Annotated in this window: 20 protein-coding genes; 13 read left to right on the top strand and 7 right to left on the bottom strand. The window is 65.7% G+C overall.

The window, feature by feature from the left end:
• The first annotated feature begins 23 nt into the window (after positions 1-23).
• The 6 genes from M9799_RS16440 to M9799_RS16415 all read left to right on the top strand — a co-directional run bounded on the left by M9799_RS16440 (position 24) and on the right by M9799_RS16415 (position 6841).
• Complete coding sequence (locus M9799_RS16440) at positions 24-2084, top strand: acetyl-CoA carboxylase biotin carboxylase subunit (RefSeq protein ID WP_231042387.1); 2061 nt, start codon at positions 24-26, stop codon at positions 2082-2084.
• A 239-nt stretch (positions 2085-2323) separates the two neighbouring features.
• Positions 2324-3208 (top strand): LysR family transcriptional regulator, encoded by an 885-nt coding sequence (locus M9799_RS16435; RefSeq protein ID WP_231042386.1) that lies wholly within the window; start codon positions 2324-2326, stop codon positions 3206-3208.
• 143 nt (positions 3209-3351) lie between these two features.
• Positions 3352-4326, top strand: a complete 975-nt coding sequence (locus M9799_RS16430; RefSeq protein WP_231042385.1) for a Bug family tripartite tricarboxylate transporter substrate binding protein — start codon at positions 3352-3354, stop codon at positions 4324-4326.
• Between the two features lies 1 nt (position 4327).
• Positions 4328-5497: a CaiB/BaiF CoA transferase family protein gene (locus M9799_RS16425; protein WP_231042384.1), complete on the top strand. Its 1170-nt coding sequence runs from the start codon at positions 4328-4330 to the stop codon at positions 5495-5497.
• Positions 5494-6246 carry an enoyl-CoA hydratase gene (locus M9799_RS16420; RefSeq protein ID WP_231042383.1) on the top strand — a complete coding sequence of 251 codons (753 nt, stop codon included), beginning with the start codon at positions 5494-5496 and terminating at the stop codon, positions 6244-6246. Before M9799_RS16425 ends, M9799_RS16420 begins: the two co-directional genes overlap by 4 nt.
• 121 nt (positions 6247-6367) lie before the next feature.
• The gene (locus tag M9799_RS16415; protein WP_231042382.1) at positions 6368-6841 is read left to right on the top strand and encodes a VOC family protein; all 474 of its coding nucleotides are present in this window, start codon (positions 6368-6370) and stop codon (positions 6839-6841) included.
• Between the two features lie 46 nt (positions 6842-6887).
• On the opposite strand, the gene M9799_RS16410 is transcribed toward M9799_RS16415, so the two are convergent.
• The 3 genes from M9799_RS16410 to M9799_RS16400 all read right to left on the bottom strand — a co-directional run bounded on the left by M9799_RS16410 (position 6888) and on the right by M9799_RS16400 (position 9835).
• Positions 6888-7304 (bottom strand): organic hydroperoxide resistance protein, encoded by a 417-nt coding sequence (locus tag M9799_RS16410; RefSeq protein WP_231042381.1) that lies wholly within the window; start codon positions 7302-7304, stop codon positions 6888-6890.
• Between the two features lie 164 nt (positions 7305-7468).
• Positions 7469-8638, bottom strand: coding sequence for a P-loop NTPase family protein (locus M9799_RS16405; RefSeq protein WP_231042380.1), 1170 nt, complete (start codon positions 8636-8638; stop codon positions 7469-7471).
• Between the two features lie 78 nt (positions 8639-8716).
• Positions 8717-9835, bottom strand: coding sequence for a site-specific integrase (locus M9799_RS16400; protein ID WP_422688781.1), 1119 nt, complete (start codon positions 9833-9835; stop codon positions 8717-8719).
• A 140-nt stretch (positions 9836-9975) separates the two neighbouring features.
• Between M9799_RS16400 and M9799_RS16395 the strand changes: the two genes are divergently transcribed.
• Together M9799_RS16395 and M9799_RS16390 are read left to right on the top strand one after the other, a co-directional pair.
• The gene (locus tag M9799_RS16395) at positions 9976-10953 is read left to right on the top strand and encodes a DNA-binding protein (RefSeq protein ID WP_231042379.1); all 978 of its coding nucleotides are present in this window, start codon (positions 9976-9978) and stop codon (positions 10951-10953) included.
• Positions 10954-11107: 154 nt separating this feature from the next.
• On the top strand, positions 11108-11374 hold the full coding sequence (locus tag M9799_RS16390) for a hypothetical protein (RefSeq protein ID WP_231042378.1): 267 nt from the start codon (positions 11108-11110) through the stop codon (positions 11372-11374).
• A 285-nt stretch (positions 11375-11659) separates the two neighbouring features.
• Here the strand turns inward: M9799_RS16390 and M9799_RS16385 are convergent, their stop codons facing one another.
• Positions 11660-12154 (bottom strand): nucleoside deaminase, encoded by a 495-nt coding sequence (locus tag M9799_RS16385; RefSeq protein WP_231042377.1) that lies wholly within the window; start codon positions 12152-12154, stop codon positions 11660-11662.
• 73 nt (positions 12155-12227) lie between these two features.
• On the opposite strand from M9799_RS16385, the gene M9799_RS16380 reads away from it, so the two are divergent.
• Positions 12228-12821: a nucleotidyltransferase family protein gene (locus M9799_RS16380; protein ID WP_231042376.1), complete on the top strand. Its 594-nt coding sequence runs from the start codon at positions 12228-12230 to the stop codon at positions 12819-12821.
• Here M9799_RS16380 and M9799_RS16375 read toward each other — a convergent pair.
• Positions 12818-13354, bottom strand: coding sequence for a DUF2726 domain-containing protein (locus tag M9799_RS16375; RefSeq protein WP_231042375.1), 537 nt, complete (start codon positions 13352-13354; stop codon positions 12818-12820). The two genes, M9799_RS16380 and M9799_RS16375, sit on opposite strands and share 4 nt — an antisense overlap.
• Before the next feature lie 255 nt (positions 13355-13609).
• Between M9799_RS16375 and M9799_RS16370 the strand changes: the two genes are divergently transcribed.
• The 4 genes from M9799_RS16370 (at position 13610) to gloA (ending at position 16493) form a co-directional block, all read left to right on the top strand.
• On the top strand, positions 13610-13984 hold the full coding sequence (locus M9799_RS16370; protein WP_231042374.1) for a DUF3649 domain-containing protein: 375 nt from the start codon (positions 13610-13612) through the stop codon (positions 13982-13984).
• Between the two features lie 35 nt (positions 13985-14019).
• Positions 14020-15642 (top strand): PepSY-associated TM helix domain-containing protein, encoded by a 1623-nt coding sequence (locus M9799_RS16365; protein ID WP_479690843.1) that lies wholly within the window; start codon positions 14020-14022, stop codon positions 15640-15642.
• Positions 15639-15983: a DUF3325 domain-containing protein gene (locus tag M9799_RS16360; RefSeq protein WP_231042372.1), complete on the top strand. Its 345-nt coding sequence runs from the start codon at positions 15639-15641 to the stop codon at positions 15981-15983. Before M9799_RS16365 ends, M9799_RS16360 begins: the two co-directional genes overlap by 4 nt.
• Positions 15984-16058: 75 nt before the next feature.
• Positions 16059-16493, top strand: a complete 435-nt coding sequence (gene gloA, locus M9799_RS16355; RefSeq protein ID WP_231042371.1) for a lactoylglutathione lyase — start codon at positions 16059-16061, stop codon at positions 16491-16493.
• 24 nt (positions 16494-16517) lie between these two features.
• On the opposite strand, the gene M9799_RS16350 is transcribed toward gloA, so the two are convergent.
• Positions 16518-17450, bottom strand: coding sequence for a hypothetical protein (locus tag M9799_RS16350; RefSeq protein WP_231042370.1), 933 nt, complete (start codon positions 17448-17450; stop codon positions 16518-16520).
• A gap of 22 nt (positions 17451-17472) precedes the next feature.
• Complete coding sequence (locus M9799_RS16345; protein ID WP_231042369.1) at positions 17473-21144, bottom strand: tubulin-like doman-containing protein; 3672 nt, start codon at positions 21142-21144, stop codon at positions 17473-17475.
• Between the last annotated feature and the right edge of the window lie 12 nt (positions 21145-21156).

Here is a 21156-nt window from a genome sequence, read left to right as displayed (position 1 = left end):
CAACGATCGCGCCAGGAAAAACCATGTTCACCAAGATTCTGATTGCCAACCGCGGCGAGATCGCCTGCCGCGTGATCGCCACTGCCCGCAAGATGGGCATCGCCACCGTCGCCGTGTATTCCGACGCCGACAAGGACGCGCGCCATGTGCAGCTGGCCGACGAGGCGGTGCATATCGGCGCTGCGCCGAGCCGCGAGTCCTACCTGCAGGCCGACCGCATCATCGAGGCCTGCAGGAAGACCGGCGCCGAGGCCGTGCACCCGGGCTACGGCTTCCTCAGCGAGAACGAGGCCTTCGCGCGGCGCGTCGAGGAGGAGGGCATTGCCTTCATCGGCCCCAAGCACCATGCGATCGCGGCCATGGGCGACAAGATCGCTTCCAAGAAGCTCGCGGCCGAGGCCAAGGTCAACACCATTCCCGGCTACAACGATGCGATCTCGGGCGCCGAGCAGGCCGTGGAGATCGCGCGCGGCATCGGCTATCCCGTCATGATCAAGGCCAGCGCCGGCGGCGGCGGCAAGGGCCTGCGCGTGGCCTACAACGACCAGGAAGCCTTCGACGGCTTCGCCAGCTGCCAGAACGAGGCGCGCAACAGCTTCGGCGACGACCGCGTGTTCATCGAGAAGTTCGTCGAGGAGCCACGCCACATCGAGATCCAGGTGCTGGGCGATGCGCACGGCAACGTGGTGTTCCTCAACGAGCGCGAATGCTCGATCCAGCGCCGGCACCAGAAGGTGATCGAGGAGGCGCCGTCGCCCTTCATCTCCGAGGAGACGCGCGCCGCGATGGGCGCGCAGGCCGTGGCCCTGGCGAAGGCCGTGCAGTACCAGAGCGCGGGCACGGTGGAATTCGTGGTCGGCAAGGACCAGTCCTTCTACTTCCTGGAAATGAACACCCGGCTGCAGGTCGAGCACCCCGTGACCGAAGCCATCACCGGCCTGGACCTGGTCGAGCAGATGATCCGCGTGGCGGCCGGCGAGAAGCTGTCCTTCGCGCAGGCCGATGTGCGCCGCGACGGCTGGGCCATCGAATGCCGCATCAACGCCGAGGACCCGTTCCGCAACTTCCTGCCCTCGACGGGCCGGCTGGTGCGCTTCCAGCCTCCCGCGCAGAGCATGTGGCAGGGTGACACGGAACACCTGCACGGAGTGCGTGTCGATACCGGCGTGTACGAGGGCGGCGAGATCCCGATGTTCTACGACTCGATGATCGCCAAGCTGATCGTGCACGGCAAGGACCGCGCCGAGGCCATCGCCAAGATGCGCGAGGCGCTCAATGCCTTCGTGATCCGCGGCATCAGCTCGAACATTCCCTTCCAGGCCGCGCTGCTGGCCCATCCGAAGTTCATCAGCGGCGACTTCAACACCGGCTTCATTGCCGAGCACTACGCCGGCGGCTTCCACGCCGAGGACGTGCCGCACAGCGATCCGCAGTTCCTGGTGGCGCTTGCCGCCTATATGAACCGCCGCTACCGCGAGCGCGCCTCGACCATCACCGGCCAGATGCAGGGCCACGAGCTGCAGCTGGGCCTGCAATACACCGTGGTCACCCTGGGCGCGGAGGGCCGCCACCGCCACACGGCGGTGCGCGTGGAGGATTTCGATCTTTCGCGCCATGCCAGCAAGGTGACGGTGCAGGACGAGGACGCAGGCCGGGTCTACGAGATCAGCAGCGCCAGCCATCTGCGCGACACGCGCATCGAAGGGCTGGTCAACGGCCGGCCCTTCACCGTGCAGATCGAGCGCGGCACGGGCAAGAACCCGCTGGCCCTGCGCATCGCGCACAACGGCACGCAGATCGAGGCCCTGGTGCTCTCGCCGCGCGGCGCCGAGCTGCACCAGCTGATGCCCTACAAGGCGCCGCCGGACCTGTCGAAGTTCCTGCTCTCGCCCATGCCGGGCCTGCTGATCGATATCGCCGTGCAGCCCGGCCAGAAAGTGCAGGCGGGGGAGAAGCTGGCGGTGATCGAGGCGATGAAGATGGAGAACATCCTGTTTGCGACGCAGGATGGGGTGGTGGGGAAGATCAGCGCCAGCAAGGGGGATTCGCTGGCTGTTGATGAGGTGATATTGGAGTTCGTTTAACGGGTGACCCAGGGCGTGCGCATAACCAGTTCGCGCGGGGCATATCGAAGTGCACTTGAGAACTAGAGAACAGGCCGCTCATCCTTCGACAAGCTCAGGACGAACGAGAGAGTGGAGCGATCGCCTTGAACGTGCCTGAGCGCCCCGTCTGCTAAGTCTGCTAAAACCGTTCGTCCTGAGCCTGTCGAAGGATGAAGGGCCTGTCCTCCAGTTTCGCGACATGTCCCAGCCACGCCCCCATGAAAACCGACACCCTCACCATCCAGCTGGCCCTGGCCATCGCCGAGGAAGGCAGCATCTCCCGCGCCGCCGACAAGCTGCAGCTCGCCGTGGCGGCCGCCTCCAAGCGGCTCACGGATCTGGAGCGCCAGCTGGGCACGCCGCTTTTCAAGCGGGTGCCGCATGGCGTGAAACTCACCGAATCGGGCACCAAGCTGCTGGCCCATATCCGCCAGATCGACAGCCTGATCGGCCGCCTGGGCGACGATGCGCATTCGATGCGCGAAGGGCAGGACGGGCGCATCATCATCGGCGCGCCCAAGGCCGCGATCATCGAATTTCTCGCGCGCGATCTGGCGCGGGTGCAGCGCAGGTACCCGCAGATCACGCTGCAGATCATCGAGGAGAACAGCAAGATCATCCAGCAGCTGCTGCGCGACAAGGTGATCGACATCGGCATCTACGAGAAGAAAAGCGGCTTCATCGACATGGAGAAGCACGATTACCGCGCCGACGAGCTGGTGGCGGTCTATAGCCGCGCGCATTTTTCCTTCGAAGACGCACCGCTCGAAGCCGACCCGCTGCTGGACTCCCCGCTCGTGAGCCTGGGCGAAGGCTCGGCCGTCCTGGCCAGCCTGCAGCGGCTGCACCAGAGCCGGGGCCGCGCGCTGGGCCGGCATTTCACCGTGAGCGGCTTCGACACCATGCTGGCCCTGGTGCGCCATGGCCTGGGCGTGGGGCTGATGCCGCCGGCGGTGCTCGACAGCCTGCATCCGGAGCCCGGCATTGGCCGGGCGACGCTGGCGGGCGACTGGCACCAGCGCTCCTATGTGCTGTCGAGCGTGCAGGGCCGCGCGCAGGAGCAGACGCTGCGCAATGTCGTGGCGCAGCTGCTCGAATCCTGAAAAGTCGTCCGGACAGCTTTTTTGTTTTTGGGGTTTACCCCATCTGGATTTCGCAAAACGCGAAGCCAGGCATGCTGATTGCGGTCTTGCCGGTGACCCCGCGCTCGGCGAGCATTGCTCCAAACAGAACATTGGAGACAAGCATGAAACGTCGCGACTTCATCGCCGGCAGCGCGGCTGCACTGGCGGCCCCCTGGGCCATGGCTGCCGCCGAGCTGCCCAAGGGCCCGGTCAAGATCCTCGTGGGCTGGGCACCCGGCGGCGGCACCGATGTGTTCGCGCGCATCGTCGGCCAGAAGCTCACGGAGATGTGGGGCCGCTCGGTCATCGTCGAGAACAAGCCAGGCGCCACCGGCGCCCTGGCGGCCGACTATTTCGCCAAGACGCGCTTCCACGACGGCCTGACGCTGCTCATGGCGCACGTCAACACCCATGCGATCTCGCCGCAGATCTTCAAGAGCATCACCTACGATCCCCTCAAGGATTTCGCTCCCATCGTGCTGATCGGCGCCACGCCGCATGTGCTCGTGACCAGCCACAAGAACAGCTATGCCTCCGTCAAGGAGGTGGTCGAGCTGTGCAAGAAGAACCCCGGCAAGATCAGCTTCGGCTCCTCGGGCACGGGCTCGGTGCAGCATCTGGCGGCGGAAATGTTCAACATGGCCGCCGGCGTGAAGACCATCCACGTGCCCTACAAGGGGTCGGGCCCGATGCAGACCGACCTGATCGGCGGCCAGATCGATTTCAGCTTCGACACCATGACGGCCGCCACGGCCCAGGTCAAGGCCAAGAAGATGAACGCCATCGCCCAGACCCGCGTGAACCGCGCCAAGGGCTTCCCTGAAGTGGTCACCATGGACGAGCAGGGCTTCAAGGGCTTCGACGCGTCGAGCTGGTACGGCCTGGTGGGCCCCAAGGACATGTCGAAGGAGTTGGCCCAGCGCATCAACGCCGACGTCAACAAGGTGCTGGCGATGCCTGATGTCATCGCGCGCTTCGATGGCTTTGGCGTCGAGGACGGCGGCGGCAGCGTCGAGAAGTTCGCGGCCTTCATGGCCACCGAATACAAGAAGTGGGGCGAAGTCGTGCGCATCGCCAAAGTGACCGAGGAAAGCTGATATGAGCCAACAAAACACCCAACTGCCGCTGCAAGGCATCCGCGTTCTCGATGTGAGCCAGGTGATGGCCGGCCCCTTTGCCTGCATGCTGCTGGCCGACCTGGGCGCCGACGTGATCAAGGTCGAGCCTCCGACGGGTGACCAGACGCGCGGCGCCATGGGCTTCAAGATGAAGGGCCCCGACAGCATGGGCTTCCTGAACATGAACCGCAACAAGCGCTCGCTGACGCTGGACCTCAAGAGCGAGGAGGGCCGCGAGTTCTTCTACAAGCTGGCCGAGACGGCCGACGTGATCGTCGAGAACTACCGCCCCGGCGCCGTGCAGCGCATGAAGATCGACTACGAGACGATCCGCAAGATCAATCCGAAGATCGTCTACGTGAGCATCTCCGGCTTCGGCCAGAGCGGCCCCTGGGCCACGCGCCCGGGCTTCGACCTGATGGCCCAGGCCATGTCGGGCGTGATGAGCGTCACCGGCTACAAGGGCGAGAAGCCCGTCAAGGCCGGCGTGCCGGTGGCCGATATCGGCTGCGCACTGTTCGCCACCTACGGCTTGCTGTCGGCCTACATCGGCGCGCAGAAGACGGGCCAGGGCCAGCATATCGATGCCTCGCTGTTCGACTCGGCCATGGCCTTCTCGATCTGGGACATGTCCGATTACTGGGGGACGGGCGTTCCCCCGTCGCCGCTGGGCACCAGCAACAAGATGAGCGCGCCCTACCAGGCGGTGAAGGCGCGCGACGGCTATTTCGTGATGGGCGCCACCAACCAGAAGCTCTGGGCCAAGCTGTGTGCGCTGCTCGAGCGCCCGGAACTGGTCGAGCACCCGGATTACGCCACCGTGGCGCTGCGCCTGAAGAACCGCGAAGCGCTGATCGAGGAGATCGAGAAGAGCTTTGCCGCGCGCGACAGCGCCGACTGGGTGGACACCATGCTGGAAGCCGGCATTCCGGCCGGCCCGCTGCTGACCTACCCCGAGGCCTTCGAGGGCGAGCACGGCACGCACCGCAAGATGTGCATGGAGATCGACCATCCCATCGAGGGCAAGGTCAAGAACATTGGTTTCCCCGTGAAGATGCTGGGCACGCCTCAGCAGGTGCGCCGCCATCCACCGCTGCTGGGCGAGCACAACGAGGAAATCATGGCCGAAATCTACGCTTTGTCGGCATGAGCGAGCAGGTCCAACTCACCCTGCAGCCCTCGGGCGCGGCGGAGATCACCATCCACCGCCCCGAGCGCCACAATGCGATGACGCAGGCGATGTACGAGTCGCTGCTCGAGCGCATTGCCGAGTGCGGGGCCAACCCGAAGGTGCGCGCTGTCGTGTTCCGCGGCGCAGGCGGCAAGTCCTTCATCTCGGGCACAGACATCGCGCATTTCGCCGAGTTCCGGCAGGGCGAGCAGGGCGTTGCCTATGAAGCCTTTGTCGAGCAGGTGGTCGGCAGCGTCGAGCGCATTGCCGTGCCGACGATCGCGGTGATCGACGGCTGGGCCGTAGGCGGCGGCTTGGCCCTGGCCACGGTCTGCGACTTCCGCATCTGCAGCAACGGTGCGCGCTTTGGCGTGCCCATTGCCAAGACGCTGTCCAATACCCTGTCGTCGCGCAACCTGGCGCGCCTGCAGGCCGCCTTCGGTGCGCCGCGCGTCAAGAGGATGCTGCTGCTGGCCGAATATATCGATGCCGCCGAGGCGCTGTCCTGTGGCTATGTATATGAAACCTGCACGACCGAGCAGCTGGGCGAGCGCGCCGACGCGCTGGCCGAACGGCTGATCGGCTTGTCGGCCGTGACCCAGGCCGCGGTCAAGGAAAGCCTGCGGCGCATTCTTGTCGAGCAAAGCCTCGAAGACGATGACCTGGTGCATCGGGTCTATGGCAGCGAAGCCTTCAGGCAGGGGGTAGCCGGATTCCTCAAGCGCTGACACAGCGCGCTTCATGGTTTTTCCACCGCCGCCTGCATTTGCGCAGCGGCGGTTTTTTCATGCGCGTGCAGGCATTTCCCGCAAAATGGCTGGACGGCATCAAAACAACATGAGGAGCAATATGACGGCAGCGCAGCAGCGCCCATTCAAGGTTTTGGGCATCCAGCAGGTGGCCATTGGCGGCACAGACAAGAGCCGCATGAAAAAGCTCTGGGTCGACATGCTCGGCCTGGAGCAGACCGGCACCTTCCAGAGCGAGCGGGAGAATGTGGATGAGGACATCCTGTCCATGGGCCGCGGCGCCATGAAGGTCGAGGTCGACATCATGCAGCCGCTGGATCTGGACAAGAAGCCAGCGGTGCACACCACGCCGCTCAACCATATCGGCCTGTGGATCGATGATCTGCCGCGGGCCGTCGAGTGGCTGACCGCCCAGGGCGTGCGCTTTGCGCCGGGCGGCATCCGCCCGGGTGCGGCCGGCTATGACATCTGTTTTCTGCACCCCAAGAGCAACGACGAATTCCCCATTGCGGGCGAGGGCGTGCTGATCGAGCTGGTGCAGGCGCCGGCGGATGTCATCGCGGCGCTGGGCTGAGAAGCCTCAATGGCAGCCCCGGCAGGGCGCCGGGGCCTCGGCTGGCTCAGGCCAGAGTCAGGTTCACGTCGATGTTGCCGCGCGTGGCGTTGGAGTAGGGGCAGACCTGGTGCGCGTCGTCGACCAGCTTCTGCGCCTGCTCCTTGTCCATGCCGGGCAGCTTCACGGCCAGGCGCACGGCAATGCCAAAGGCCTGGCCCACGGGGCCCAGGTCGACTTCGGCGGCGATCGACGTGTCCTCGGGCAGCGTTACGTTCTGGCGTTTTGCCACGGCCTTGAGCGCGCCGATGAAGCAGGCCGAATAGCCGGCCGCGAACAGTTGCTCGGGGTTCGTGCCCTTGCCGGCGCCACCGGGCGACGACAGGTCGATGTCCAGGCGGCCGTCGTCGCTGCTGGAGGCGCCGTCGCGGCCACCGGTGGTGTTGGTACGGGCGGTGTAGAGAACTTTGTCGAGCGATGCCATGGAACGGACTCCTTCTAGGGTCAAAAAAGCTTCCGGGGAAGCAAGTATAAAGCACGGCGGTCGCGGCGGTTGTGCCGCAGACCGATGCCGGGATGGTTCGAGGGTAGCAGCCTTCGCGCCTGCCAGGCGTCAGCGCATGCCGTAATTCCGGGGACGTGATGCATTCAGCCGGCTGGACGCAATGCTGCACCGGCGGCCTTGTGCGAGAGCCAGGCGCCGCGCACGAAAGGGTCGGTGACGCAATACATGCCATGGCTCTTGCGCATGATGAGGTTGGCGTTGCGCAGGTCATCGGCGACGCGCTGCACCTGGTCCGTGCTCACCTCATGCCCTACTAGCGCGCCATAGGCAGCGATGGACTCCGCCGAAAACAACCCGCGCACGCCTTCTTCCTCCGCCGCCACGCGCCCGAAAACGGCCATTGCCAGCAGGCCCAGGTCCTCGATCTTGCGCAGTTCCACATCGGCGGCGGCCGTCTTCAGCGTCAATGCAATCACTGGAAAGAACGCGTCCACCTGTGCTTCGTCGTACTGCTGCACCATGCGCAGCGCGCGGAGCATCTCCTCGGGACGGTGGTCCAGGGCCTTGAACGCGGCCACGGCCACCGACAGGCTGGGCACCTTCGCGCCCTCGGCGCCGACGGCGCCCAGCAGATACTCCACATAGTCGTCGCCCAGCGTGGGGTAGCCCAGCGAGGTCGCGCCGGCAAAGGCCTGCTTGCCCTGCAGCGTCAGGCTCGACACCTGGGCGCGGTGCGAGCCCGTGCCGATGAAAAGAAAATAGCCCGGCGTGTGGGGCCGGGGGTTGATGGCATCGCGCGCCGCCTTGAGCGCCAGCATCAACTGCGCCCCCTGTTCCGTGGCCAGCACCTGCTGCACCTTGTCGACGATCAGCACGACATGGGTCTGGGCCTTGTCCACGACTTCCATCAGGGCCTGGGCCAGCGTGGGCCCGTCACGGGTGCCCAGATCGGCCAGCTCGAAGCCGAACTTCAAGCCCAGCGCCTCGACATCCAGGCCCTTGATCCGCGCCAGCCGTGCCAGGACGCCAGAAGCCGGGGTCTGCAGATCCTGCAAGGCAGAGCGGATGGCTGCATGGACCAGCGCACCAGGGTCCGCCTGGGTGTCGGACCAGAGGTCCACATAGACCACGACTGCATCGTGTGCCTCCAGCGCCGGCATCAGGTCCTGCTGCAAGAAAGTGGTCTTGCCCGTGCGCCGCGACCCCGACAGGAACAGGCCCGAACGCAGCCCCTGATCGAGGATTCCAGGGCGCAGCAGCTGCTGCGCCATCTGCCGGGCAAGGGCCTCGCGGCGAAAGTAGCCAATTCGCATGAATTATTCCATATGGATAATTATTGATTTCAAATAATTTACCATAATGCATCCGCCATGCGACAAGAGGCGGGGGCTTCAGGAGCGTGGCGCTTCACCATCGTCCATCATGCGCGCTGCCTTGTTGCCCGTGGCGGCCTCGGCACGGAAGTAACCCAGCACGGTGGCAACGCTCTGGTGGCCGGTCATGGCCATGGTGTCGGCCAGCGGCACGTTGCGGCGCCCCGCCTCGGTCACGAAACCCGAGCGCAGCGAATGCGCCGAGAAATCGCCATCGACGCCTGCCAGTTCGCACCGCTCGCGCACGATGTTGCGCACTGCCGGGGGAGTGAGCGGCTCGCCCAGATGCCCGCCCTTGCGGATGCGCCTGAAGATGGCGCCTTCACCAATGCCGCTGGCCTCCAGCCACGCACCCAATGCCTCTGCGGCCGCGCCCAGCACGGGCTTGTGGTTTTCCGGCGCGTCGATTCCCGCCTGGTTGGTCTTGGAATGCGCCAGCGTATAGAGATAGTCGCCCGAGGGCAGGCGCCGCAGGTACTGCATGTCGGCGCCTGCCACCTCGGAGCGCCTGCGCCCCCCGCTGGCCCAGGCAAACAGGAGCAGCGCCCGGTCGCGGCGCCCGCGCAGGCCGTCATCGCAGGTCTCGAGCAGGCGCGTCAGCACATCGCGCGTCAACGCATCCTTCTTCTGCGGCAATGCGCCGCGCTTGGCATAGGCCTTGCGCGTGCGCGACAGCAGCTCGCGCACGCGCGGGTCGCGGCAGGGGTTGGGCAGGTCCCTGACCTGATGCACCTTCGACAGCACCGACACCCGATGCACCAGCGTGTTGTGCGAGGGCGCACCGGAGCGGGACTTGTAGCCCGCCTCCATCAATGCCTGGTCCATGGATGGCGGCATTTCGCAGACCAGCCCTTGCGGCGTGCTGCGCTGCGCATGGTCCACCACGAACTGCAGCACGCACTCCACCGACAGCGGCAAGGCGATCTGGCTGCCGTAACGCAACGCATGCCAGGCAGCCCAATAACGCAGGGCACTCTGGTAGCTGGCACGGGTATTGAGCGACTCGCCCTCGCGCAGCAGATCCTGCATGGCGCGGCGCGCCTTTTCATCCAACCGGTGCCCCGGCAAAGGTGCAGGAAATGCCTCGACTTCCGCAGAAACATTGGGGGCATCGGAATCCCGGGCAGCAGGCGCCATGGCATCAAAAACAACAGGCTGCATCTATGAATTTCAACTTATGTATTATTTAATACGTATTACGTATTGTATAATACGTGAAAATAAAATAACTCGCGATAACAATTTCTTATCGATACCTATCCTAGCAGGATGCCCAGATGAACCCTCCCAAAGTCACCCGCGGCGTGCAGGAAGCCGATGTCTGGGCCGCAGCCGATGCGCTGTTGGCCCAGGGGCTGCGCCCGACCATTGAACGCGTGCGCCAACAGATCGGCCGCGGCTCGCCCAACACCGTGAGCCCGATGCTCGAATCTTGGTTTGCCACGCTGGGCCAGCGCCTGGGCGTGGTCCAGACGGACACGCCGCAGGGTGGGGTGCCCGAGCCGGTGCTGCGCCTGGCACAGGAACTATGGGAAAGCGCCAGCGCCCAGGCCATGGACCGTGCGCAGCAGGCGCTGCACGAGCGTGAAGCCGCGCTGCAGGCCAGCCGCCTGTCGCACGAGGCAGATCTGGAACACATGGAGCAGCGCGAAAAGGCCTTGCACCAGCAGAAGCAGGCCATGGACGAGGCCATGAAACTGGCCCGTGCCCAGGCGCAGGAACTGTCGCGCCGGCTCGACGAAATGCAGCAACTGGCCCAGGACCGCGAGGCGCAGCTCAGCAGCCTGCGCGCAGAACTGGCGGCCGCCAGCAAGGCACGCGAGCTCGAGCGCAAGGAACACAGCGAGGAGCAGCAGGCCGCGGCCCAAGAACGCCAGCGCCTGGCCGAGCAGTTTGCCGGCAACGAGCGCCGCATGCTGACCGACCTCGACCGCGCGCGCCAGGAGGTTGCCAGTGCCAAGAAAGCCCAGGCCGAGCAGGAACGCAAGTCCGAAGCCCGGTTGGCTGAATGGCAAACCCGTCAGCAGCATCTAGAAGAAGAATTGCTGCAGGCACGCTCCCAGCTGCTGGGCGCGCAGCAAAGCGCCCAGGCGGCGCAGGATCGGGTGGCCGATCTCAAGGCCCTGCTGTCCGCGACGCAGAGCAGTTCCGCGCCGGCCTCCGCCACAGACAAGAACGCCGCGCCACGCACCGGCAGCCGCTCGCTGCAGCGCCGCGCCCTGGCCCAGCGCGCGCGCAATCTGCCGCGCAAGTAGGCTGGGATCCACCCATGCCGGGTTGACCGGCGTGGACCCAGAGGCAAGGGCGCCAGCGCGGGCATTGCTTGCGAAAAGGCGGTTCTGGAGCCACGCTCCTTGCGCTTTGGCCCACGCCTGCGGCCACTGCACTCCGATGGAAAGGAACAGTGCCATGCGGTCTTTTGTTCTTGCCTTGCTGTATCTGGCGACCAGTCTCGCCCACGCCACGCCTGGCGGCCTGGATGCCAACGGCTGCCACAACTCGAAGAAAAAGGATTTCCACTGCCATGCGCCGCGCGACAAAGCCAAGGCCAAGAGCCAGGGCAGCGGCGAAACTCCGACCCAACGCGAGACCCGCCTGCTGCGCGAATGCCAGGGCCGGCCCAATGGGGGAGCCTGCCTGGGCTATGCGAAGGAGGCAGCCGATCCCGCACGCTAGACATGTACGGTCTGCGCGCAGAGCTGGCCAAACAGCGCCCAGGTGGTGAATGCGGCGCCTATTCACCGCAAACCGTCCCATCCGAACCCGCGCCCCTATCTTGCAGCAGCCTGATTGGCCAAGACCTCGACCGATAACCGCATTGCGGGATATCGACGCGCTGGTCGATGCCGCAATGATGGTCAAGACGCCCGGCGGAAGCCGGGAGTCAGATCTACGAACCGCCAGCCGAATTCGCAAGACGCGCCTTTGGTGGCGCCTTTGTTGGCGCCTGTCATGGCGACTTCAGCGCCCGGCCCAGAATGCCTTCTGCTGTGCGGCAATTTCGGCCTCGAGCGCAGGCACGGGCCCGATCAACTCGACCGGCTTCTGACAATGGTCGAACACATGGCGCGACGGCACGCTCATCGTCGGATTCTCCGCATGGTTGCCGGTATGCTGCAGCAGCGCATGCTCGGTCATGCCAAACACCACGCGGCCGATATTCGCCCAGTAGGATGTTCCCGCGCACATGCAACAGGGCTCGACCGAGCTGTAGAGGGTGCAGTGCCAGAGATAGTCGGCTGGATAGCTGGTGGCTGCCACGCGCGCCAGTGTCGACTCCGCATGGTTCACGGTGTCGATGTTGCATTGCTCGAGCAGCACGGTCTCGTTGTCGGGCGCGACCAGGATCGCGCCAAAAGGATGGCGGCCCATGCCGACGGCGCGGTTGGCGACTTCGATAGTGCGGCGCAGATGGCGTTCGATCTGCTCGGAGGTAGGGGGGAGGGGAGTCGTCATACGGTCTGGACAGAAGGGGCGCATAGCGCCGATGCAAGCAGCTTGCATGCCAGAGCTTCTTAGAATCGCTGCGATGCACAGCAAAGACGAACATCACATCGCCTCGCAGCCCCCCATCGTAGTGGTGCTGGCCGCGGGCCAGAGCCAACGCTTTCGGGATTCGGGAGCGCAGACGGGAAAACTTCAGGCGCAACTGCATGGGCGAAGCGTTTTGGAACATACCCTGGCAGCCGTTGGTGCCAGCGGCCTGCGCGCGGTGCTCGTGGAAAACGGCCCGCAGTGGCGCAGCGAAGGCATGGGCCATTCGATCGCGCGTGGCGTGGCGCTATCGCCAGATGCCTGTGGATGGTTGATCCTGCCGGGCGATCTGCCCGCGGTTTCGCCCGACAGCCTGAATGCAGTGGCCCAAGCTTTGCGGGAATGCGGCGGCGTCGTGCGCCCACGAGTAGATGGTCAATGGGGCCATCCAGTGGGATTTTCCGCCGCGTGGAAAAAGCAGTTGCTGGAGTTGACGGGCGACAGCGGCGCGCAGAGCCTGGTTCGGGCAGCGCAGGCGCAGGACGAATTGCACGCGTTGATGCTGGATGACTGGGGGACGCTGGCCGATACCGACACTTTGGACGCGCTGTCGGAGGTGGCGGCTCGCTGGCACGGGCGTCGAGCCTAGCGGACCCCTTGAACGGACGCCGGCTCAGACATTGCCGCCAGTGACTGTGTCGGCACCGGCTTGGTCACATTGCCGAGCCCAAAATCGTCCCGTATACGGTCGATGTCGGGAATATTGGCATATCTCAATACCCGATAACCGGCCTGGACGAGCATGGCATCTCGGGCACCGTCTCTCGCGGCTTTGCCCTTGTGACCTGCATCATCCAGTTCGATGACCGCAAGCACCTGGAACGCCTTGTCGCAGACCACGAAATCGGCGGTCTTGCGGTCGAACGTGTTGCGCACCGCATAGGCTCTTGCCGTCAACAGCGCGCCAAAGCTGACCTGGGAAAGAATCACCAGCTCCGGCAGGGATTGCGATAGCCGGTGATGCATTGCCTGCTCGCGTTCCGACAGCAACTGCCTGCGCCGTGGCTGCTCGGTCGGACCAGCTTTGCCGCCTTCGGCCGAACCCGCTGCTTTCTTGGCCGCTCGAATGAAAAAGACCAGCGCGATCACCGCTACGACCACGACCCACAATAAAGTTTTCATGTTGACTCCGTTTCCAGAGGAGTGTGCATGAACCCCCAAGTGGTCGGGAGTCGCCGGGAGCTCAACCAACTACCGGGCAACACGTTCCATTTAACATAATATACATCGTATCTATCCAACCAGATCATCAACACGGCAGCCGCAAAAGTTCCCCATCTTTACCTACGGTTAAAAAATCTACAAGGAAAAGCAACTACATTGAGACCCATTCGCATTTAAGAACCCATATGACAACTGCAACCACCAACGGTTGGCATGACCGCGCTCGTCTTTCCTTCACTTCGGCGTCCAGGCGGCCAGGCCATGAGTGAAGTCGCGCCACCCCATAAAGCCGTGCTGCCACTTGGCCGTTATCGCTGGGCAATTGCCTCGCGCCTGTTGGCTGCAGTGGCCGCAGGCCATGCACTGTCGTCGGCAACCGCTGCCGGCATCGGCCTGTTGCTGGCACGCTCCGGCAGCACTTCCGTCGATGCGGTACTTTGGGCTTCCATGCTGGCGTTCGTCGCCCAGGCCCTGGCCGCCCTCTGGGCCTTTGGTTGCGTCAATGCGCGGCGCGCCTGGCTGGGCATCTGCATTCCTGCCGCACTGCTGGGTGCGCTGGCTTTTGCGTTTCGGGGAGCCGCAGTATGAGGCCCGATGGCAAACCCGAAGGATTGCGCCAGTCCATGTCCTGGCTGCACACCTGGTGCGGCCTGCTGCTGGGATGGCTGCTGTATGCGGTGTTTTTCACCGGCACGCTGAGCTATTTTCTCGACGAGATCAACGACTGGATGCGGCCCGAGCTGCACCGGTCGATTCCCGGCCCGCAGACTGCGGCGCTGGCCATGGCGGCGATGCAGAAGATTGCGCCGGATGCCACGACCTGGACCATCAATCTGCCCGGCGAGCGCCAGACTGCCGTCGAGGCCAGCTGGCGCAAGCCTGGTGCGGCTGCCGGCCGGGCCGGGACGCAGCGTGTGCACCTGGATGCCGGCACGGGCGAAGTGATAGAGCCGCGCGAGACCCGCGGCGGCAGCTTTCTCTACCGCTTTCATTTCGAGTTGCATGCGATGCCGCGCATCTGGGGGCGCTGGATCGTGGGCATCGCCACCATGTTCATGTTCGTGGCGATCATCACCGGGGTGATCACGCACAAGAAGATCTTCAAGGAGTTCTTCACCTTCCGTCCGCGCAAGGGCCAGCGCTCCTGGCTCGATGCCCACAACGCCACCGCCGTGCTGGCGCTGCCGTTCCATGTCGTCATCACCTTCAGCGGGCTGCTGCTGTTCATGAGCATGCTCATGCCCTGGGGTGTCAAGGCGGTCTACGACGGCGATATGCAGAGGTATTTTGCCGAAAGCCGCGGCCGCGCTGCCGGCGGCGCGGGCGAGCGTGAAGGCGCCGGGCGTGCCGGCCGGGCGCAGGCGGCAGAGCCCGCGGCGCTGGCCTCCATTGCGCCGATGATGGAAATCGCGCAGGCCCACTGGCCCGAGCGCGGCGTGGGCAGCATCGTGGTGCAGCGCCCCGGAACGCCGCAGGCGAGCATCGAGTTGCGCGAGCAAGGCGCACGCTCCGTCGTGCGCGGCGCCGCCGGCGAGCGGCTACTGTTCGACGGGGTCACGGGAGAGCCTAGGAATGCGCCCGAGGCCCGGGTCCCATCGACGGCACAGGCGGTTTCCGGCGCCATGATGGGGATCCACCTGGGGCGCTTTGCAGACCCCGGGCTGCGTTGGCTGCTGTTCCTCTCCGGTGTCGTCGGCACGGTGATGGCCGGCTCTGGACTGGTGCTGTGGGTGGTCAAGCGGCTGCCCGAGCGGCGCAAGCTCGGGCGCACGCCGCACGGGCACCGGCTGGTCGAGGTGCTGAACATCGGCGCGATTGCCGGGTTGTCGGTGGCAACGGCGGCGTATTTCTGGGCCAACCGGCTGCTGCCGGTGGATGTCGCCCAGCGCGCGGATGTGGAAATCCGCTGCTTCTTCATTGTCTGGGGCCTGTGCCTGGCGCATGGACTGTCGCGCACGCACCGGCGCGCCTGGCTCGAGCAGCTGTGGTTGGCAGCCGTGGCTTTTGCCGCGCTGCCGCTGTTGAATGCGGCCACTGGTGGCATTGCACTGCCTGCGGCCATGCTGCAGGGGCAATGGAGCGTGGCGGGCTTCGACCTGGTCGCGCTGGCCTTCGCGGTACTGCATGGTTTCGCCGCCTGGAAGCTGGGTGCATCGGCCGGCCTCGCGGCCGCGCCCCGCCCCGCCGGAGGTGCAGGTGTGCGAATTCCGCGCCCTGTGGCGCAGTCGGCGGAGAAGCAGGCATGAGCGCGTGGATTGCCGGGGCCCTTGCCCTGCCCGCCTTCACCGCCCTCAGCCTGGCCATGGAGCGGCACCAGGAACAGGTGTTTGGGCGTGCGCTTGTGCTGCGCGCCAGCGTGATCTGGCGATTGGCCGGCATTGCCCTGCTGTCGTTGTCGCTGGCTTGCTGCCTGGCGGCGGGCTGGAGCGGCGCCGTGGCCGTCACCGCATGGCTCGGCATGCTGAGCTTCGCAGCGCTGTTGACGGGCTGGATGCTGAGTTACATGCCGCGCCATTTGCTGCGTGCGGCATGCGCCGCCCTGGCCCTGGCAGCGTTGGCATTCATCTCGAGGACATACGGCCAGTGATGGAGGCAGCGGAGCGCCGGTCTGCCGGCGCTCCGCTGCCTGCACGGGGTTTTTTCTCGCGGCACAATCGGGCGCATGAGATTCCTCCACACGATGCTGCGCGTTGGCAACCTTCAACGCTCTATTGATTTCTATACCCAGGTGCTGGGCATGCAACTGCTGCGCACTTCCGAGAACCCCGAGTACAAGTACTCGCTGGCGTTCCTGGGCTTCGACGGGGGCAACCCGGGCCAGGCCGAGATCGAGCTGACCTACAACTGGGGCACCGAAAGCTACGATCTGGGCACTGCCTATGGCCATGTGGCGCTGGGCGTGCCCGATGCCTATGCGGCCTGCGAGAAGATCAAGGCGGCGGGCGGCAATGTGACGCGCGAAGCCGGCCCGGTCAAGGGCGGCAGCACCGTCATTGCATTCGTGACCGATCCTGATGGCTACAAGATCGAGCTGATCCAGGAAAACTCGCGTGCGCATGCCGCGGGTTCCAACGCGGACCCGCTGCGCTCGGCCTGAGCACTACGGCGGGGAACCGCCGGCCTAGGGTCCCGGCTGGGCCCTGTTCAAGACAGCACGCAGCTCGGGCAGATCGTCGGATTCGCGGTTCACGCTGGCCAGCACCTGCAGGCTGGTGCGCGCCTGGCCCCATGCACCCTGGCCCAGCTGCGCCCGCGCATCGGCGGTGGCCTTGCTGGCCGTTGCCTGCATGCGATCGAGCCGAGCGATCAGCGCCCGGGTTTGATCCAGCTGGCGGCAAGCCTGGGGGATACGTTGCAGGTTCCGGCCCGCACTCACCAGGCGGCCGGAGCTCAAGTGGCTGGCGGTCTGCCGGTTGCTTTTCTCACAGGCTGCCTGCTGCGGCCGCGGATGCTGCACCCATGGCCGCGGCGGCTGCCTGGCGCGGTCCTGGGTTCTGGCCTGTGCATGGAGCAATGTCCGGGCATCGTCACTCGCGGCCTTGGCGCGACGCGCCCGCTTCTCGTCCTCGCATGCGGCAATGGCAGCGCGGGCATGCTGGCCGGCCTGCCGCGCATCTTCCTGTTGCAGCGCCAAACGGGCCAGGGCCAGCGACCGGTCGCAAGCGTCGGGCGTGGAATTCGAGATCCAATGGCCCAGCGTGCCCAAGGCCACCAAGCCGATCAGCAGCTTGTGGGTCCGCTTGCGCGGCGGTGCCGGCGCGCGAGCGGATGCGCGCGCAGGCTTCCGCGCCCTGATTTCAATGGGCTTGGGATGGGCCGGGGGCTGGACTTCGGGCGCCGGCGATGGTGCCGGTGGCGTGGCATCTGCCGCGGCGGCGCCTCTCGGCGCTACCGCTGGCCGAGGTGGCGGTGACGCTTCGACCCTGGGCTCGGAAGCAGCCTCCGGCTCCCCGGGCACGGCGGCCGCGATCCCGGCGGCCTGCGGCGCTGCGCAAAACGGGCAGTGGCGCACCGCGCTCCAGAGCGTCTGGCCGCAGATGCTGCATTTTTCCATGGGAACGGCTCCTCGATGCGGCTCATGGCAGCGGCGGCATGGCCGAAGGCACGGCCATCAGCGGCTGCAGTTCAGCGCTCTGGTTCAGGTCCACCCAGGCGCTCCAGCCTTCACGCCAGACCTTGGAGCTGGGCTGGATCCGGCCGGTGCACAACATCTGGCGCAGCATGGCGGCATCGAAGGGACCATAGGGCTGCCCATTGGCAGCAACGTAGTACTGGCGGGCCGGTATGGACGGCGTGATGCCGACAGGAATGGGCGGCACAGCCGCCGCCGTTCCAGCGATCGCAGCCTGTGGCGGCTGCATTGCCAGCACGCGGTCGATCAGGCCGGCCGACACGGCGTCGGCGCGAAGCCGGTATTTGAGGCGCGGCGCATCGTTCTCCCCGGCTTCGCGCACTTCCCATGCATAGGCATCGCCATCGGAGAACTCCACAGCCTCGGCCCAGACCGACAGGTGCCTGCGCAGCACATCGGATTGGCTCCCGAGCTCCTCCTCGGACAGCCCGCAGCGGCGAATCCGTGCCCGGATTTCATTGCCGATCTCGGCGCAGATCGCGCTGGCAAACCCCTGGTGCAGCGTCTCGACCAGGTTGGAGTCCTGGACGAGGCGCGGCGCGTAGACGTTGCGCTCGTAATGGCGGCTGAGCGCATGGAGCGCGATCAGTTCGGGCAGCCTTGCGGCCGTGACGCGGTCCTGCACACGCGCCATGATCGCGCCGCGGTATGCGGGCGGCAGGCCGTTCAGGCGCAGCATGCGCTCGTTGCCGATGCGCCGGCGCTCACCCTCTTCCACGCTGAACAGGTATTGGCCCGGCGGCACGCTGCGCCGCTCGATGCGCTCCACCTCGCCGACCATGACCGCCAGCAGGTAATGCTTGAAGTCCTCGGCCAGCGCGTTGATTTCTTCGGTCGACGGGGCGATCGGATGGGTGAACTGGCTCAGGTCTATATGGGTGTGCGTCGGGCTTCTGTCGGTTTGCTTGCGGTAGCTGGTGCGCCAGCCCTCGATGCCGCGCAGCACCGTGAGGGGCACGCCCGACAACTCGCAATAGCAGACCGCGCGGCCCGGCATGCCGCTTTCGACCACCGCGATCTGCGTGCCGGTCAGGCCCGCATGGGTGGGCACGCAGGCTTCGATTTCGGCGCCGAACGCGCGCATGAACGCGCTCGCGCCGGCAACGCCGATGAAGCACTTGAACTGGTCGGCGTTGGCGGCAAAATCGCCTTCCAGACGGGCGTCGATCCACGGCATGGCGCAGTCCAGCAGCTTGCCGAAGATGGCGCCGCGCTGGACCGGGTCGAGTTGCTCCAGCGCCTGGATCAGCGGATCCTGCGCAGCGGCACCCGCGTCACGCCGGGCCGCCAGCAGAAGCTGGTTGTGCGCCATGCGCAGCACCTTGGCCTGGAGAGTGCGGCGCTGGTCGTTGTCGGCCAGCAGGGGAAAGAGCGCCTTGGAACCACCCAGGTCCCTGAACGCCTCATCGGCCCATTCCCTCAGTTGCGCCGCGCCGGGCATGGCAATGAGGGGTTCTGTGGTCGCCAGCACGATCGAGGAGGCGTGCGATGCGTTCAGCTCCACCTGCAGGATGTCGTCGGCGTGCTGCAGCTGCTCGAGCACCTGCAACACGGCTTCGCGGCCGGCCTGGAATTCGCCGACCAGGCCGTTCCATTGCGCACGGCCCTGGGCATCGATGCCGGTTTTGCGGCCCAGCCAGGCCGACAGTTCCTGCATCAGCAGCACGGCCTCGCCGGCGGCCCTGGCACGCAGATGGAACTTGAGGCCGTTGGCGATTTCGGTGCGCAACTGGTCCATGATCAGGCCGGCTTGCTTCTCGCCGCTGCCGAACAGCCCGCCGCGGGTCTGCCCCAGGTGGTCGAGCAAACGTTCGATCTCGCGGCTGCGCACGGCGTCCCTGATCTCGCGGTAGCGCTCGGCATTGACGCCAAGGGCATCGAGCAAGCCGGTACCCGGGGCTTCGAGCCGGTCCTTGATCTGCTCTATCAGCGACAGCACGTATTCCAGGCCGCCGAACTGCTTGTTGTCCAGATAGCCGTAAAGCTGCTCGCGCACACCCGAAAGCATGCCGTCCAGCAGTTCGCGGCGGCGCCTGGCGATGCGGTCTTCGGTCGTATCGGCGCTGGAGTCCTGATCGCGCACAGCGTCGCGTTCGAGCTGCCGGATCGCGTCGCGCACCTGCGTGGCCCATTCCTTGCGGTCGAAGCCAGCCCGGATGTCGTTGATGCGTTCGTTGACGCGCTGCTCCACGCCGCCGAGCAAGGCACCGTGCCGGTCCTGCAGCAGGTCGTCGACGACGAGGTAATCGATGAACTCGCCGCTCGAGCGCTTGAGTTGGATGCCCCTGTCCGAGAACTCGGGAAAGTCGCCGAATGTGGTCGGGCGCAGTGCGAGATGCGCGGCCATGAAGTCGTCGCGTTGCCTGTCGGTCGCGCGGTTCGCCGCCGCATCGCTGCAGCCCACGCCGAAAAAGGCCCGCAGCATGGCACCGGCCCACTCGTGGGCCTGTTTCTCGCGGCGTGATTGCTGGCGCGTGTCGAGCACCGATTGGCCGAAGGCCGAATAGCGCCTGGAGAATGACAGGCGCATGCCGGGGAAGCGGTTGCGTGGCACCAGCGCGTCGTGAAGGTGGTTCTTGTACTGCGCCTGGTTCACCGCCACCGAGCGCTTGCGGCGCGCGAACTCGCCCGAGGCGAAGTCCTCGAACAGCGAGTCGGCCACCAGATGGTAGACATCCTTGAGGTCTCTGGTGTGCTGCTGCGCGAGGTTGCCGGTGTCGATCAGGAACACCTCCTTGTAAGGCTCGCGGTCGAGCAGCGGGTGGTCATGCGGGTCCCAGCGTCCGACGAAGGCACGGTTGCCGCGCATGGCGGACTCCAGCTCCATCAGGGCGGCGTAGCCGTTGGCTTCGGTGCGGTCCTTTCCGGCCTGGTGGTAGCCGGTGGGCATGAACAGCATCAGGTCCACATCGGCCGAGCCGACTTCCGTCTCCGCGAGCCAGCGCGCGAGCCAGCCCATGTCCAGGAAAGCGCCCGACCCCGTGCCACCTGCGACCGAGGCAACGACCACGATGCGGAACTTGCTGCGTTCCATCTTCAGACCGAGATGGTGCAGTTGCTGTTCATGGGACAGGCCGGATTTGAGCGTCCTGAGCTTGAGGCGGATCCTGTCGCGGATCTTCGCGTACTTGTCGAAGAAGTACAGGCGCGAGACCGCGCGGATCTGGCCTGCGCCCTTGCCCGGGTCGATGCCCAGGTTGGCAATGACGCCAGGCGTCAGAGGCAGCCATTCCTTGATGTGCGGGTACTTTTCCAGCGCGTCTTCGTCGCGGCTGTATTTCTCGATATCGAAGGCCTCGACGATCTTCTCGTCATCGCTGAACTTGACCTGCTCGTATTGCAGATCCGCGCCTTGCGCATGGCCCGAATCGATGACGGCGCCGCTGTCCAGATCGAGCTGGATGAACTGGGCCACGGGGAATTCGCTCAGGCTGTCGAGGTGCACGCGGCGATCGGCCTGGCCCCACGGATGGTTCAGAATGCGCCGGCGCAAGCGCATCAGCACCTCCAGGCCGGTGCCGCCGACGCCGATGAACAGCGTGGGACGCACGTCCATGCGCGTCTCCTGCCTGGGGGATGCGACGCCGGTCTGGACGGAAGGGTTCTGTTCGGTCATGGATCTGCGGGC

Source organism: Comamonas endophytica (genome assembly GCF_023634805.2).
Lineage (GTDB): Bacteria > Pseudomonadota > Gammaproteobacteria > Burkholderiales > Burkholderiaceae_C > Comamonas > Comamonas endophytica.
The sequence above is the reverse complement of the archived record's forward strand: the minus strand, read 5'-3'. Positions and strand labels throughout refer to the sequence as shown.